Source organism: Candidatus Limnocylindrales bacterium (assembly GCA_035559535.1).
Lineage (GTDB): Bacteria > Moduliflexota > Moduliflexia > Moduliflexales > JAUQPW01 > JAUQPW01.
On record DATMBG010000051.1, the window covers coordinates 228,022 to 244,771 of the forward strand.

Consider the following 16,750-nt stretch of genomic DNA (forward strand, 5'->3'; position numbering starts at 1 on the left):
GAAGGGTTAGCCTGGTCTTCATAATTTTCTTATCCTGAGAGGTTTGGTAAATTAGAAAATACGATCCATCTTATTTAAGATAATCCTCACACGGGTTACCATCCAAAATTTCAATTCTTGGATATTTTTATGAGTTTGTGGGATAGATTAAAAGGTAAGAGTGACAAGAAGAGGAAGGAACCTACAGTCTCTTCATCTTCAGATAATGGATCTTCTGCTTCCGATCCGAATCAACTTCGCAGCTCACCCACTCCTGCCAAAAACTCTCCGGAAAGTCTGGCTAAGGAGGGGATTTCTGCCCATTCCAGAGGTCTCAGATCCGGCAGTGGCTCTTCCATTTTAGGTTCTCGACAGAGTAAGGATCCCCTACGGGTATGGATGCCTGGAGAGATTATAGAAGGTCGTTATGAAGTTATCCAGGAATTAACTGGAGGAGCTATGGGACAGGTTTATCGGGTAAGGCATCGGGATTGGAACATCGAGTTAGCTATTAAGAGTCCCTTACCCCATCTGATTGCCAATGAAGATCTCAAGGCCCGATTTATTGAAGAGGCTGAAAGCTGGGTGGAGCTGGGTCTTCATCCCCATATCACAACCTGTTATTATGTGGCTCAAATTGAAGGAATGCCACGCATTGTTTTAGAGTATGTCGAAGGGGGCACCCTTAAGGACTGGATCACCCGGGGGGTGTTTCTTCAGGATCTGGAGACCCCATTGGCCGTGGCTATCCAGCTTTGCCTGGGGTTGGAGTATGCCCATAGTAAAGGGGTTATTCATCGAGACTTAAAACCAGCCAATGTACTTCTGACAAAGGGAGGAACTCCCAAACTTACGGACTTTGGTCTGGTCAAACGAAGTGCCAGGGTCAGAGATCAGGATTCGATACGATCTTCCTCCCCGAGGTTAGATACTCGATCTGTAGAAGCGACCCAGGTAGGAACCATCTTGGGGACCCCAGAGTATATGGCGCCTGAGCAGTGGGCCGGAGCAGAACAGACGGGGGTTCATACAGATATTTATGCTTTGGGATTAGTATTTTATGAACTCTTCTGTGGTCGGCGTCCTTTCGAGCTTACAGAAAATCTACGATATGCCCATCCGACCCTTCAGGAACGGGAGTGGGAGCGGATGCATTCCCAGGAGCCCGTTCCCGATCCCCATCAATGGCGAAGGGATCTTCCCGAAGCACTGGTCATGATCTTGAGGGAATGTCTAGCCAAGACTCCTGTGGACCGGCCACCGGATGTTAAATCGGTCAGAGAACGGCTGGAGTTGATCTATCAAATGCAAGTCGGGCGGACAGCTCCTTACACGCAGGCGGCGACAGATCTGGACCTTCGGGCAGATAGCCTCAATAACCGGGCCCTTTCCTACTTAGATTTGGGGAAAGAAGTAGAAGCGGAGGCCACCTGGCGAAAGGCTCTCGCAGTGGATCCTCAACACCCTGAAGTGGTTTACAACCATGGAATTTTCCTTTGGCGCCGGGGTCGTTTAACAGACGAAGCACTGGTAAGGCAATTGGAAGAGGTCCGGGCCACCCACGGCAATTGGTGGCAGGCCATGTATCTCCTGGCTCTTGTGCAGTTTGAGCGGGGAGAGATAGATTTAGCCCTCTTACTCCTGGAGGAAGCAGCCCGACAGGCTCCCCAAGAAACAGAACTCCAGGAGCCTCTTCGGTTAGCCAGATCCCGTAGTCTCGCTACCCGTCGCTTTTTACGGAACTTTGAAGGGCATAACAGTTATGTAAGTTCTGTATGCCTGAGTCAGGATGGACTTTGGGCACTCTCCGGGAGTGGAGATAGTACTCTGCGGCTCTGGGAAGTTGCTACGGGTCGCTGTCTGAGGGTCTTTGAAGGACATACCAGTTATGTAAGTTCTGTGTGCCTGAGTCCTGACGGGCGCTGGGCCTTATCGGGAAGTGGAGACAATACCCTGCGACTTTGGGAGGTAACGACAGGCCGATGCTTAAGGATCTTCGAGGGGCATACTAAAGGAATATCCTCTGTTTGCCTGAGCACTGAGGCCGATAGTATGGGTGTTGCCCGTTGGGTCTTATCGGGAAGCTGGGATAAAACTCTACGACTTTGGGAAGTTGCCACGGGACGATGTCTGAAGGTTTTCGAAGGACATACCAAGGAGGTCCTTTCGGTTTACCTGAGCAGCGATGGAAAATGGGCCTTATCCGGGGGTGGAGATAATACCTTGCGACTCTGGGAAGTAGATACTGGCCGATGCTTGAGAATCTTCGAAGGGCATATCAAGGGGATCATGTCTGTTTGTTTAAGTACCAATAAACGCTGGGCCCTTTCAGGAAGTCTGGATAAGACACTGGCATTATGGGAGGTGGATACGGGTCGATGTTTGAGGGTCTTCGAAGGACATACCAACTACGTGACTTCTGTACATCTCAGTGAAGATGGACGTTGGGCCTTATCCGGGGGTGGGGATAATACCTTGCGACTCTGGGAAGTAGATACCGGTCGATGTCTGCGGACTTTTCAAGGACATGTCGATTGGGTGACTTCTGTCTATCTGAGCAAGGACGGGCGTTGGGCGTTATCCGGGAGTGGGGACAGAACCTTAAGGCTTTGGGAATTACCCCGGGAGAGTATCTGCTCTTTTCGCCTCAGTCGCCCCAGGTCCCATACCGACTGGTTGGAAGTTCAGACCCGGATAGCCGAGTTATTAAAGGGAGCCGAGGAGGCATTGAAAAAGGCCAACTTTAGTGGGGCTCTGACCCTGGTACGAGAGGCTCGAAGATTACCAGGTTGTGAACGTACCCCCCAGACCCTGGAAGCCTGGGCAAAACTTTCTCTTATTTGTCCCCGGGTGGGCCTGCGGGCCGTATGGTTAACCAAAACCTTTGAGGGACATAAGAATGAAATCAATACCGTTTGTCTCAGTACAGACGGACGCTGGGCCCTCTCCGGAGGAGGTAATAACATCTTACTTTGGGATGTGGTTACCGGACGTAATTTGCGAACTTTTCAGGGGCATACAGGTTCCGTACTCTCTGTTTATCTCAGCAACGATAAACAGTGGATTCTCTCCGGGGGGAGTGATAATACGCTGCGACTCTGGGAGACGGAAACGGGCCGCTGTCTGAGGGTTTTCCAGGGTCATACCAACTGGGTGAGATCGGTTTGCCTGAGTCCCGACAGACGCTGGGCCCTCTCCGGAGGAGGTAATAACATCTTACTTTGGGACGTGGCTACCGGACGTTGTATCCGGACCTTTTTAGGACATACCAACTCGGTACTATCGGTTTGCCTGAGTCCCGATGGATGTTGGGTTCTCTCCGGAGGTGGAGATAATGTAGTACGGCTCTGGGATGTGACCACAGGACGTTGTATCCAGACCTTTCAAGGACATACCAGTTGGGTGAGATCGGTTTGCCTGAGTCCCAACGGACGCTGGGCCCTCTCCGGGAGTGGGGATAATACCCTGAAACTTTGGGAAATAACTACAGGACGTTGCCTACAAACCTTCCAGGGTCATACCGATGGTGTAAACTCCGTCTGTCTGAGTACCGATGGACGTTGGATTCTGTCAGGGGGCAGCGATAACACCCTACGGCTCTGGCAAACCGGCACAGGACGTTGCATACGCACCCTTGAAGGACATACCAGCTGGGTAAGATCCGTCTACCTGAGTGCCGATGGACGTTGGGCCCTTTCCGGAGGAGGGGATAAAACTTTGCGACTCTGGCAACTGGATTGGGAACTTGAAGCCCGTGATCCGGCTACCTGGAATGAAGGGGCTTTACCTTATCTTAAGTCTTTCCTGATACTTCATACTCCTTACGCCAGCTCAGATCCCACCAAGCCAGAGGGACTTACACGACGGGGCAAACCTTGCTGGAATGAGCAGGATTTTCAAGAGCTTCTTCGTCAACTCCAATACGCAGGTTATGGAAGACTTCGCCCTGAAGGGATACGTACCAAGCTCGAAGAGCTTGCCCGGTCTCTAACCCCCTGAACAGGAAGACCTCAACTGAGATCCTGGGCTTGACTGTGGGGAACTGGAAAAATGCCGAGTTTGATTATCAAAAAGCCCAACGATACTGAAACCTATTTCGTCCTTGATAAAGAGGTTATAACCCTTGGCAAGAATGAACCTGAAGAAGGTGTCCAAAATGATATCGGCTTTGAGGATAAGACGGTCTCCCGTCATCATGCCAGAATCCTGAAAGAAGGAAACCATTACTTCATCGAAGACCTGGGAAGTAAAAATCATACTTTTGTTAATGGTAAGGAAATAAAAAAAGCGGAACTTAAACATGGGGATTTGATTACCATTGGACTCAACACCTTGATATTTGAAGCAGAGGACGCCACAGTTGTGAATCCTGCCGATCTGGAAGTTAAGTTTCAGGAATTAGATAAAAGTAAAACCGTAGACCTTAATTATATTATTCTCTATCAGATAAGTGAGAAACTGGTTACGGTCGCTGACCTGGATGAGTTTTTAAAGTCAGTTATGGAGATGATCCATCTGGCTATTAAGGCTGAAAAGAGCCTGCTCCTGCTTTTGGAAGAGGATGGAGAGCTACATCATCGAGTGGGTATAGGTCCGGATAAACTTTACAGTAAGACCATGGTTGAAAAGGTTCGCCGCGAAAAGCGATCTTTCATGACCTCCCTTAAAGTAGACATCACAACCTCTATGATCTTTCGTAGTATCCAATCGGTTATGGCAGCTCCCTTACTAAAATATAACGAGGTTATAGGTGTCATTTATATGGAAGATCCCAGGCCTGCTAAATTTAGCCCCAGTGATCTTACCCTGTTAACCGCCATTGCCAATCATGTTTCTTCAGGGATAGAACGCGTCAATCTCAATGCCCGAATAAAAAAGGAGGCCTTAATAAGAAGTAATCTCGAGCGCTTTCTTTCCCCACATGTGGCCGATAAGATAACCCGAGACAGTCTGGAAACCGGAAAAGTAGACTTAAAGGCTGAAAAAGTACTTGCAACTATTTTATTTGCAGATATTAAGGGGTTTACCCTCCTTACTGAAAGACTGGATCCCTCTGAAATCGCAGATCTCTTAAATGAATATTACTGTTTTGTAACTGACATTATCTTTAAATATGAAGGTACGCTGGATAAGTATATGGGGGATGGAGTTATGGCCATATTTGGAGCTCCTATTCCTTATCCCCATCATGCAAGAAATGCCGTGATGGCCGCCCTGGAGATACAAAAAGAACAGAAAAAGTTTAAGGAAAGACTTGACCCGCGAAAAAAGTTCGATGTAAGAATAGGCATCAATACAGGTGAAGTGGTAGCCGGTTATATTGGCTCACCTAAAAGGATGGAATACACGGTACTGGGGGAAGAGGTAGTTCTTGCCTACCGTTTGGAATCTATGGCGAATGCAGGGGGGATTTTTATTGGAAAGCAAACCTACAAGCTGATCGAGCAGGACTTTGAGGTTCAGTTCGTAGAAAAGATTAAAATGCCTAAAGGAGAAAAAGATATGGAAGTTTATAAGGTTTTGGGAGAGAAACCCAAGGTGTCATGGAAAGTTGGATACAAAAGCGATGTGGGAAGGGTACGAACCGGTAACGAAGATAGTTTCTATGTGGATGAAGAGGGCGGCCTATTTATTATTGCAGATGGCATGGGTGGACACCAGGGGGGAGAAGTAGCCAGCAAAATAGCTGTGGAAGTAATATCCAGTTTCTTAAAAGATAAGATTTCTCGAGAAACCACCCCTGAGGTTACTGCTGAGCTTATCATGAAGGCCCTTTTTAAAGCCAACGATGAGGTTAGAATAAAAGGAGAAAGTGATTTCTCGCTCCGGGGAATGGGTACTACGGTTGTCCTGGCCTTTTGTCGAGATAACGACCTTCATATCGCCCACATTGGAGATAGCCGGGCTTATCTGATCCATGATGGGAAGATTCAACAACTTACAGAAGACCATTCGGTTATCACCCAAATGGTAAAAACCGGAAATCTTACAAAGGAAGAGGCAAAAAACCATAAACTGAAACATATGCTGAGCCAGGCCCTGGGAACTTCTACTTATTTGGCTCCCGATATCCAAGTATTTAACTGGATAGCCGGGGATTATATTCTCCTCTGCTCGGATGGGCTTACAGATATGCTAAATGATCAAGAATTGCTTTCGACCATTCTGGAATGCAGCATCGGAGAACCTCAAGAAGGCTGTGAAATGCTGGTAGATCTGGCAAATAAAAAAGGTGGAAAAGATAATATTACGGTGATTTTGTTATATAAAACCTTATAAAGACCTTTAAGTTAAATAAGTCTCAAACGAGGGTTTAAGGACAGGAGGATAAATAAAATGCCGCGTTTAATTATAAAAGGGCGGAATGCTCCTGAGAGGGTTTTTAATCTGGATAAAGATGTCATTACCATAGGTAAGGACGATCCGGAAACAGGGATTCAAAATACCATAAATCTGGACGATAAAACGGCTTCACGTCGTCACGCCAGAATAACCCGAGAAGGAGAAGACTATTTTATTGAAGATTTGAAAAGTACTAATCATACCTTTGTCAATGGTAAGGAAATAAAAAAGGCAAAACTTAAACATGGAGATCGAATAACCATCGGATTTAGTACCCTCGTTTTTGAAACCGAAGGTATCAAGTTCATTAATCCCTCCGATCTGGTCATTAAATTTCAAGAATTAGATAGAAGTAAACCCCTGGATCTTAATTACTTTATTCTCCATCAGGTGAGTGAGAGGTTGGTAACGGCTACCAATTTAGAGGAGTTTTTAAAATCCATCGCAGACCTGGTACGCTTATCTATAAAGACCGAGAAATGTCTGTTGTTCCTTCTAGGGGATGATGGAGAGTTATATTGTCGTGGGGTTAGCGGTCCGAATAATTCCTATAGCAAATCCTCTGTTGAGAGGGTTCGGCACGAAAAACGATCCATGATAAGTTCCCTTGAGTTTGAACCTACCGATACCTTGAAGACCCTTATGTTTCAAGGAATACAATCCATCATGTGTGCACCTATACTTAAATATGGGGATGTGGTGGGGGTTATCTATGTGGAAGACTCCAAACCGGGAAGGTTCAGCGAAAGTGACCTTATCCTGTTAACTACCATCGCCAATCATATCTCCTGGAACATAGAGAAGGTTATCTGGAATGAAAAGAGAAAAAAGGAGGGAATTGTTCGAAGCAATCTGGCACGGTTTATTCCCCCCCACATTATCGATAAGATGATCCGGGATAGCGTAGATCCAGAAGAAATATGTTTAAAAACTGAGAGGATTCCAGTGACGATCCTGATATCGGATATCCATGGATTTCCACTTCTTATTGAGAAACTCAATCCTTTTGAAATTGCCGAGGTTTTAAATGAATACTATACCCTGATGACCGAGGTCATCTTTAAATATGAAGGAACCCTGATCAAATATGATGGCGGCGTGGTGGTAGGGGTTTTTGGGACCCCTATTTCCTTTCCCGATAGAACAAAAAATGCAGTACTGGCGGCTATTGAGGTGCAAGACCGGCAAAGAACTTTCAAGGAAAAACAAGATCCGAGAAAAAAATTGGATTTAAAGATCGGAATCAATACCGGGGAAGTTGTGGCAGGTTATATGGGATCTCCCATCAGAATGGAATATACCGTACTTGGAGAAGCGGTCACCCTGACCCATCGCCTGGCATCCCTGGCAGAACCTGGCAGTATTCTTGTGAGTAAACAGATTAATGACCTCGTTAAAGTGGATTACATTACGAAATTTATAGGAAAAATGAAAACCTCTAAGGGAGATGAAAAGATAGAAGTTTACAGCGTCTTGAGTAAAGTTTTATAAGAGCTGATATTAAAAACTTAGGCAATGAACAGTTGTTATTTACAAACCCGAGATTGTAAAAAATCAATTATTCATTGTTAATAACTAAACTAAACTTAAAGATGAAAATCGTTTTATCGATTGTAGAAGGTCCCCGACAGGGTGAACACTTTGAGTTTGATCAACCGGATTGCTTTTTAGTGGGAAGATCGCTTCAATCCCATTTTCAACTCAGTCAAGACGATCCTTATGTATCCAGAAATCATTTCCTTCTAGAGATAAGACCCCCTTACTGTTATATTCGGGATAATAAAAGCACCAACGGGACTTATGTGAAGTGTGTGAAGGATAAGGAGTTCAAACGTATTACCGAAGCAGAACTTCATGATAAGGATCTCATTAGAGTAGGAAAGACGGTGCTGAGGGTTGAGGTGATTCCCGAGCAGTCGGTTGAAGCAGAGAAGGTTTTCTGCATCCGATGTGGCTCGGATCTTACCGAGGCTCTAAAAAATAAAAGAGCTGCTGACCTGGCTATTTCCGATTATATTTGCCAAGATTGCAAAAAAAAGGAAGCCATGAAGATAAAACCGCTCGCTGCTCCCAGGATACATCACGTGTGTTCCGGCTGTGGTAAAGATGTATCGCGTCGGGCAAACTCAGACGGGAAAGCTGAGGAATTAGCCGATGTAATGTTATACCTCTGCGAAGAGTGTGCAGCCCAGGAGCAGCGAGAGGTGGATATTCCAAACATTAAAGATTATCAGTTATTGAAGGAGCTGGGTAGAGGTGGAATGGGGGTAGTTTATAAAGCCTGGCATAAGCCTACAGGTCGCCTGGTTGCCTTAAAAAAGATGTTACCGGGTGTTGCCATGGATGAAAAGGCGAATAAGCTCTTTCAACGTGAAATGGCCGTCATGACCCAGCTTATCCATCCCCATATTGTTCGTCTCCTGGATCAGGGAATGATTGGCCGAGAGCATTACTTTGTTTCCGAGTATTTGCCCCATGGCGATACAGAAGAGCTGGTGGTTAAAGTTTATAAGGGACCCGTCCCTATTCCAGAGGCCTGTAATTTAATCTGTCAGATTCTTGGGGGGCTGGATTATGCCCACAAGAAAGGGTTCATTCATCGGGATATTAAACCCCCTAACTTACTTCTGACTAAAAATAAAAAAGGGGAAAGGATCGCCAAGTTAACGGATTTTGGACTTTCTAAAAGTTATGAAAAGGCCGGAAATTCCGGAATGACCATGCGGGGTGAAACCAGTGGAACTCCATTTTTTATGGCCCCGGAGCAGTTTACCAATTACCGTTTCGTAAAACCTCCGGCCGATGTTTATTCTGCGGCTGTCACCCTTTATTATCTTCTGACGGCCAAGTATCAGTTTCACTTTCCTACTCCCCTGGATATGGTCAAAGGGATTCTTAAAGAAAAAAAACCGAAGGATCCCATTCTTGTTATTCTGGAAGATCCTCCTATACCTATCCGGGAACAAAATCCTGCGATCCCGGAAGCCCTGGCAACGGTAGTCGATAAAGCCATCCAAAAGGATGAGAAGGAGCGATTTCAAACCGCCAAGGAATTAGAAGAGGCCATCAAAGAGGCTCTTAAGAAAATTTAAATAGAGACAGGGAAGTGTAGGGCGAAACACCCCTTCGCCCTACAGTCAATAGGCACCTGGCGTGCATTTTTACTTTTGTTCGAGACTTTTAAGATAATTTCAGAAAAAGGGGATCAGGCTTTGAACAGAGTGGATATAAGGCCTATAAGGATCAGCAACCCCCCTAACCCCCCTAGAAAGTACCCCATAAACGGAAAGATAAACCAGAAAGGTAAGCTGGTCAAAAAGATTAGCACCCCAAAACCCGTTAAATTCGTACTTTCCTTTTTAATAGGAGCCATCACCGGCTCCTGGGTCCGCACACCCCGAGATATGACTTCTAACACATAATTCATCCGATTCTCACGCTCAGAAAGGGGTAATGAATTAAGTTTTTTTATAACTTTATCTGTCAAGGTCTCAATCTCATCCAGCAGGATGAAATTAATTTTTTCTTGTTCATCCATAAAACCCTCCTTTATCTATCATCTTTCTTAAAAGCTAACCGGCGAAGATGCCTTTGTCAAAGCAAAAATATCCAGAAATGGTTTAGGTTTAAAAAATAAAATTATTATGTTGACAAGAATCTTCGTTACGATATTAAATAATTTAATTAAGAGGTCGCCTATCTATTTGAGTTTTGTCATGATTTAAGTTCATAAACCAAGGAGGGTCTAAGAATTATTCCATATGGCCAATGAAACTACTGTAGCTACCCCACCAACTCCTGAAGTAAAAAAAGAGCTGGCTAAGCCGGCAACAGTTGTTGAACAGGCACCGACAGAAGGGAAGTGGAGTTTACTTTCCCGTAGAGATTTTCTAACCCGAGCTGCGTGGGCGGGATTTACCATAAATTTTTTAGCAGCCACCTTCGCCTGTCTCCGATATATGTTCCCCCGGGTTCTTTTTGAACCTTCTCCGATTTTCAAGGCCGGGTTCCCCAATGAATATGCCGTGGGAGAAGTGAATGAGCGATTCAAACAATCTCAACGGGTATGGATCGTTCGGGATAGCGGTGGCTTTTATGCCCTTTTAGCTATCTGCACCCATTTGGGATGTACGCCTAATTGGTTTGCAACGGAGGATAAGTTTAAATGCCCCTGCCATGGAAGTGGATTCCGAAGAACCGGAATCAACTTTGAAGGCCCTGCCCCTCGGCCTTTAGAACGAATCAAAATAACCTTAGCCGAGGATGGGCAACTCTTGATAGATAAAAGTGTTAAATTCCTCTATGAGAAAGGGGAGTGGACTAAACCTGGGGCTTATCTACCGTATAGTAGTTGAAGGTTAAGGGTTGAGGGAAAGAAGGATCTTTTACCCCCTCCACCCTTAATCCTCAATCCTATTAGAGAGTGTGCTTAAGTTACCTATTCCTAAATTAAAATTACCGGAGCGGTCGGACTTTGAAGAAATAAAACGACAGATCGTAGAGTCCCAAGTCTGGCGATCTATTTTTCGACATGGTTATGAAGATACTCCCAGAAATCGGGTCCTGGCAGTTCTGGATAACGTCTGGTTACATTTACATCCTACCAAACTCCCTGTACACGGAACCAAACTGCGTTTTACCTGGTGCATGGGAGGATTAACTTTTCTGATGTTTTTGGTGACCACGGTGACCGGGGTTTTTTTAATGTTCTATTACCGTCCAACTGCCGAGTACGCTTATAACGACATTAAGTATCTGGAGTTTGATGTCCCCTTTGGAATGATTATGCGGAATATGCATCGTTGGGCTGCCCATGCCATGGTTATAACCGTATGGCTCCATATGCTGAGAGTTTTCTTGACAGGCTCCTATAAACCACCCCGGGAATTTAACTGGGCCGTAGGTGTTATGCTGCTGACCATAACACTTCTTTTGAGCTTTACAGGATATCTTCTCCCCTGGGATCAACTCTCCATCTGGGCGGTCACTGTAGGTACCAATATGGCCCGTGCTACTCCCGTCTTAGGCCATGAGGGACCTTTTGCACCCCCTTCTATTATAACCCCTTCCTCCGACGTACGTTTCATGCTCCTGGGAGGAACTATCGTAGGTCCTTCGGCTCTTTTAAGGTTCTACGTCCTCCATTGTATCTTCTTCCCCCTCTTGGCCGGAGGGTTGATGATGCTTCATTTTTGGAGGGTTCGAAAAGATGGGGGGATCTCAGGACCCCTCTAAAGTTTTAACTTTAACGAAGACGACAAAGAATCCTGAGAGAGAAGAAAAATAAACTACACTGCTCAGGGTTCTTAAGTAAGGGTTCTTAAGGCTCTTCGGGATAAGTTATGGAAAACTTTATCCAGATCATCAGTAAACCGGATAATATTCCCATTGTGGCCATGTTGCTACTGGTGATATTTTTTACCTGTGTGGGTCTCCGACAGGCTTTACAAAACGACCGACTGATCCAAGAAGGACGCAAAGACGAAATTATTGATAGGATGAGTGAATAACCCTTTTATAAGGATATAAGGAGAAAGGGTAAAGGGGATCCTTTTTCCCCCATCTACCCTTGCCGGGTTTATCCTTTTAAAAGAATGGCCGACGAAAAAGATATGCAAAGGGAGCTCCCCAAGGAACCCCAACCAGATGGAGCTTCAAAGCCTGCTCCAGGCTCTAAAGAGGGGGGCGAATCTCCTAAAAAAGGGGCAGAGGCGGCGGCTCCTAAACCAACTCCTCCTGCGGGTACGGTTTCGAAACCCCCTACAACAGCCACTACGGCTAAACCGACTGCACCAACTACCTCAAAACCGACCCCTGCCGTTAAAACGGTGGCCAAGAAAAAAACACGATTAGATTACCGGGTCCATACCTGGCCCCATCTGGTAAGAAGTGAATTTTTAGTGGCTATTGCCGCTTTGATTGTCCTGACGATATGGTCTATTTTGGTAGATGCTCCCCTGGAGGATCCCGCTAACCCCAACAGAACCCCGAATCCTTCTAAAGCTCCCTGGTACTTCCTGGGTTTGCAGGAAATGCTCGTCTACTTTGACCCCTGGATAGCCGGAGTCGTTCTCCCCGGTTTGATTATTCTAGGGCTTATGATTATCCCCTATGTGGATATTAACCCAAAGGGAAACGGATATTACACCTTCAAAGAAAGGAAATTTGCCATTACCGTTTTTCTATTTGGATTCCTCGTCCTGTGGGTCAGCCTCATCATTGTGGGAACTTTTTTGAGGGGACCGGGATGGAATTTTTTCGCACCCTGGGATAAATGGGATCCTCATAAAGTAGCCGCTCTTACCAACGTAAACCTCTCTTATAAAGTGGGTATTCGGGATGATTTTATAGCTTCCATTTTTGGAGGGGCTGTGGTTATCGGTTATTACCTCCTGGGGGTAATCTACTACTTGATCATGCGAAATCGGAGTGAAGTCCTTCAAAAATTGGGAGTTGTTCGATATAGTATCGTGGCTTTCTTATTCCTGACCATGATGGCCCTTCCCATTAAAATGATCTTGAGATGGACCCTAAATATCAAATATATCTGGGTAACGCCCTGGTTCAATATCTAACAATTGGCAATTAACAGGAAAGAAAATAATTGCTAATTGTTAATGAAGAGATCGATCAATGGCGGAGAAGGATCAAGAGAAGATTTTTATTGAGGCTGTCGAGAGAAAATCCTATGGACATATTTACTTTATTATTACTTTGATCGGTTTGATCATGACGGTGTGGGCTTTCTGGGACGAGGTGATTACCCGAAGACCCTGGAAAAAATATCAGAAAGAATTTAATCGATTTGAATTAGCACGGGCGGAAGCCGAACTTAAACAAGCCCAGGCCAAATTAAATACTCCGGAATATAAAGAGTTAGAAAAAAAATTGGCAGAAGCTGAAAAAGATTTTAATTCTCATAAAGGAAGTTATCAAGATGCTCTGAGACGTTTAAAGGAAGCCAAGATTAAGTTATTCGAGGTCTCTCAAGAACAGCAGTTCCTCAAAAGCGAAGCCGATGAAGCTTTTTACTGGTACAGTAAGGCCCTCCATGAAAACGACAAAGATGTGTTAATCCGAAAACATGAGCTGGATAAGCTGGAAGCAAAAGTGAAAGAGATGCAGCCCGAGATTGATAAACGACAATCAGAGGTAGCTGCCATCGAAAAAGAGATTGAAAGCATCAAAGGAAATCTGGAAAATCTTCAGGCAGAAAAGCGCAAATATACTGCCGATATTGAGCAGATCCAACGAAAAATAGAAGGAATCAAGGCTCGACCTATTGAAATCAAGCAGATTATCGTGGAGAAGTCTTTTATTACAAATTTTGGAAATCACATAGCCCGGGCCGAGCGGTGTATGACCTGTCATGTGGCCATTGATCGAGCCGGTTTTGAAGATGCCAGTATTCCTCAACCCTTTAGAACCCATCCAAAACGGCAAGAGATCTTTGGAAAACATCCCATCGAGAGGTTTGGTTGTACCCTTTGCCATGCCGGACAAGGTGCTGCCCTTACCGTGGAACAAGCCCATAATGGAGAACAACAGGTAAAGGCCATCCATGACAAAGATAGACCCCTCAAGATCAACCATAATACCGAATTCTGGTCCCGTCCTCTCTTCTTAGGGGAAAATGTTCAAATTGGATGCAGGAAATGTCATGAGATAGATAAGGGTCTGGAAGAGGCCCCCCGTTTGACTCAGGGAAGAAGGAATTTCGAAGAATTAGGATGTCATGGATGTCACCTGGTTAAGGGGTATGAGAATTATCCTAAAGTCGGTCCCGATCTGACCCGCGTAGGGGATAAGGTTACGGCAGAGTGGATGTTCCAATGGATCAAAAACCCGAGGACCTTTCGCGTGGAAACTCGAATGCCGAATTTCCTCCTCTCAGATGAAAACGTCGAGGCTATTGTAGCCTATTTGATGAATGTAACGAGGGGAAAATATTTGGCCCAAGCCCCAGGTCAGAGAACAGAAAATGAAGGAACCGGAGGACAAGGCGATGGAAATTTTTCTCTTTCTTTACCTTCTTACTCTGCCGTTCCCGTTGCCCTCTCAAAGAACTATCAACCTTCTCCTGAAAGGGGTAAAGAGCTCGTTCGATCCATCGGATGCCTGGGTTGTCATGTCATTGGGGAAGGAACGGAGGTCAAAGATGAACAGGGAAATCCCATTAAAATAGTACCCCAGATAGATGACAATGGAGTTATTCGGGTTCCCGTACCCAGAAAAACAGGCCGGAAATTCGGTCCAGATCTGAGCGGCATCGGTAGTAAGACGAACTTTCAATGGCTTGTGCGGTGGCTCAAAGATCCTAAAAGCTATGATCCTAAAACACCTATGCCGAATTTTAGATTGAGTGATGAGCAGGCCCAGGATATAGCCGCCTATTTAATGACTTTAAAATGGGAGGGGGAAAGTAAAATTTTCGGTCTGGAAGAAAAAATCAAGGATCCGGCTCTGATTGAAAAAGGTGCGCAATTGATCCGGAATTATGGCTGTTTTGGATGCCATACCATACCGGGGATGGAAAAGGAACAGCGCATCGGAGCAGAACTGACTACCTTTGGTAATAAATGGATCGCCCAAATGTCGTTTGGTAATGCCACGCATATTCCGGAGACCTGGTGGGATTGGACTGTAAATAAGCTTAGAAATCCGAGAATTTACGCCACGGAGCGGGAGATTTTACGAATGCCTAATTTTGGCCTCCTGGATGAGGACATCAAAGCGATTGTTATGTTTTTAAAGAGTTTGACCGGAGAAGAACGCGAAATTCCAGATTATATTTATAAACCTGATCCAATTAAAATGGCCCTCATTCAGGGTCGAGAACTGGTTCGACAGTATAATTGTATTGGCTGTCATATCATCGAGAATAAAGGAGGGGCGATCCGGGCGTTTTATAAACCTGAAGAACTCAATATGGCTCCGCCGTTGTTGGAAGCTGGAGAACTTCATGAGGGGGAGAAAGTACGCCATGACTGGCTCTCTAATTTCTTGAAAAATCCCATTCCTATTCGTCCGTGGTTAAAGGTTCGAATGCCTACTTTTGGCTTTTCCAATGAGGAAGTCGCCACCCTTGTATCCTATTTTTCAGTTCTTGCTAAAAAGCGATTTCCCTACGAACTTCCCCAAGAGCACCCCCTTCTTCCAGATATGGTTCAGGCCGGTGCTCGTCTGGCTTCTCCCGACTACTTGAACTGCTTCAATTGTCATCAGCAGGGGGATAAGAAACCGGAAGGTCCGCCGGAAGGATGGGCTCCAGATCTGGCTATGGCTGCCAGTCGCCTCAATCCAGATTGGATTATCAAATGGATTAAAGATCCACAAAAAATACAACCAGGAACCAAAATGCCCATGTTCTTCCCCGATGAAAATTCAGGTCCTGACGATATTCTAGAAGGAAATGAAGAGCAACAAATTCTGGCTCTACGGGATTATGTGCTTTCCCTTGGATCAATCCCTACAGGAAACATATCCCTGACCCCAGTAAAACCTCCACCAGAAGAAAAATAGAATTGTCCATAATGGGTTGTCCGTCGTATTTTGTTAGTGAGAAGAGTAGACTGTGTTCTTGTACAGTTCGTTGTCTGTTGTAATTTTAATAAGCCCCAATAGATAACGGACAAGCAAAAGGAGGAAATTCATGACCAAATTATTTACTTTTCTTTTCACAATAACCTGGCTGGTAAGCTTCTTAGGTACCTCTGCACTTGCCTATGAAGCCGTAGAAGTGACCAATGGCGGGACGATTACAGGTACGGTAAAGTTTGCTGGGGAACCCCCAGAGCGACCCATGATTGAGCCTGCAAAGGATAAGGAGGTGTGTAAATCCCATCCTGCTAACGATCTGATTGTTTCTAAGGAAACAAAAGGAATTCAATATGCCGTGGCTTATCTGGCGGATATTCAAAAAGGAAAACCCCAGGAAAAGCCTGCTGAGAATCCAAAATTTGATCAAAAAGGATGCGAGTATCTTCCCCATGTTCTTATATTCCCGGCCGGATCTACCATCGATATTCTCAATAGTGACGGGATTTTGCACAATATCCATACCTTTAGCCAGGCAAATCCGCCTATTAACAAGGCTCAGCCTAAGTTCAAGAAGGTATTACAGGAAAAGGTTGAGTATCCTGAGGTTATCAACGTAAAATGTGATGTCCATACCTGGATGAACGCCTATTGGGTAGCTACAGGGCATCCGTATTACGCCGCTACCGATGAGAATGGCAACTTCAAATTAGAAAATGTTCCTCCGGGTAACTATAAACTGGGAGTCTGGCATGAAAAGCTAGGTACCGTAACCCAAGATGTGGTCGTAAAGGAAAAAGAAGAAACTAAAGTGACCGTCGAAATGGCCCCGAAGTAACCCTTAATTTTTATTAAAAGGGCAATAAAACCAGATTATCCGGTTTTATTGCCC

11 protein-coding genes are annotated in these 16,750 nt (G+C 45.2%); 10 read left to right on the forward strand and 1 reads right to left on the reverse strand.

All coding sequences use genetic code 11. From position 1 onward, the window contains the following. Positions 1 to 129 precede the first annotated feature (129 nt). The 4 genes from VNM22_19500 to VNM22_19515 all read left to right on the forward strand — a co-directional run bounded on the left by VNM22_19500 (position 130) and on the right by VNM22_19515 (position 9,413). Positions 130 to 3,978: a protein kinase gene (locus VNM22_19500; protein HWP49352.1), complete on the forward strand. Its 3,849-nt coding sequence runs from the start codon at positions 130 to 132 to the stop codon at positions 3,976 to 3,978. A 51-nt stretch (positions 3,979 to 4,029) separates the two neighbouring features. Then, positions 4,030 to 6,258 carry a Stp1/IreP family PP2C-type Ser/Thr phosphatase gene (locus VNM22_19505; protein ID HWP49353.1) on the forward strand — a complete coding sequence of 743 codons (2,229 nt, stop codon included), beginning with the start codon at positions 4,030 to 4,032 and terminating at the stop codon, positions 6,256 to 6,258. A gap of 57 nt (positions 6,259 to 6,315) precedes the next feature. Beyond that, a complete protein-coding gene (locus VNM22_19510) occupies positions 6,316 to 7,812 on the forward strand; it encodes an adenylate/guanylate cyclase domain-containing protein (GenBank protein HWP49354.1) in 1,497 nt (498 codons plus the stop codon). A gap of 101 nt (positions 7,813 to 7,913) precedes the next feature. After that, positions 7,914 to 9,413: an FHA domain-containing serine/threonine-protein kinase gene (locus VNM22_19515; GenBank protein HWP49355.1), complete on the forward strand. Its 1,500-nt coding sequence runs from the start codon at positions 7,914 to 7,916 to the stop codon at positions 9,411 to 9,413. A gap of 113 nt (positions 9,414 to 9,526) precedes the next feature. On the opposite strand, the gene VNM22_19520 is transcribed toward VNM22_19515, so the two are convergent. Then, positions 9,527 to 9,859: a hypothetical protein gene (locus VNM22_19520; GenBank protein ID HWP49356.1), complete on the reverse strand. Its 333-nt coding sequence runs from the start codon at positions 9,857 to 9,859 to the stop codon at positions 9,527 to 9,529. Positions 9,860 to 10,082: 223 nt separating this feature from the next. Here VNM22_19520 and VNM22_19525 point away from each other — a divergent pair, with 223 nt between their 5' ends. The 6 genes from VNM22_19525 (at position 10,083) to VNM22_19550 (ending at position 16,696) form a co-directional block, all read left to right on the forward strand. Continuing rightward, positions 10,083 to 10,676 carry a Rieske (2Fe-2S) protein gene (locus tag VNM22_19525; GenBank protein HWP49357.1) on the forward strand — a complete coding sequence of 198 codons (594 nt, stop codon included), beginning with the start codon at positions 10,083 to 10,085 and terminating at the stop codon, positions 10,674 to 10,676. Positions 10,677 to 10,746: 70 nt separating this feature from the next. Continuing rightward, complete coding sequence (locus VNM22_19530; protein HWP49358.1) at positions 10,747 to 11,556, forward strand: cytochrome b N-terminal domain-containing protein; 810 nt, start codon at positions 10,747 to 10,749, stop codon at positions 11,554 to 11,556. Positions 11,557 to 11,663: 107 nt separating this feature from the next. Continuing rightward, positions 11,664 to 11,831, forward strand: coding sequence for a hypothetical protein (locus VNM22_19535; protein ID HWP49359.1), 168 nt, complete (start codon positions 11,664 to 11,666; stop codon positions 11,829 to 11,831). Positions 11,832 to 11,915: 84 nt separating this feature from the next. Next, positions 11,916 to 12,896, forward strand: coding sequence for a hypothetical protein (locus VNM22_19540; protein ID HWP49360.1), 981 nt, complete (start codon positions 11,916 to 11,918; stop codon positions 12,894 to 12,896). A 58-nt stretch (positions 12,897 to 12,954) separates the two neighbouring features. Beyond that, positions 12,955 to 15,843 (forward strand): c-type cytochrome, encoded by a 2,889-nt coding sequence (locus VNM22_19545; protein ID HWP49361.1) that lies wholly within the window; start codon positions 12,955 to 12,957, stop codon positions 15,841 to 15,843. Between the two features lie 130 nt (positions 15,844 to 15,973). Continuing rightward, positions 15,974 to 16,696, forward strand: a complete 723-nt coding sequence (locus VNM22_19550; protein ID HWP49362.1) for a carboxypeptidase regulatory-like domain-containing protein — start codon at positions 15,974 to 15,976, stop codon at positions 16,694 to 16,696. Positions 16,697 to 16,750 lie beyond the last annotated feature (54 nt).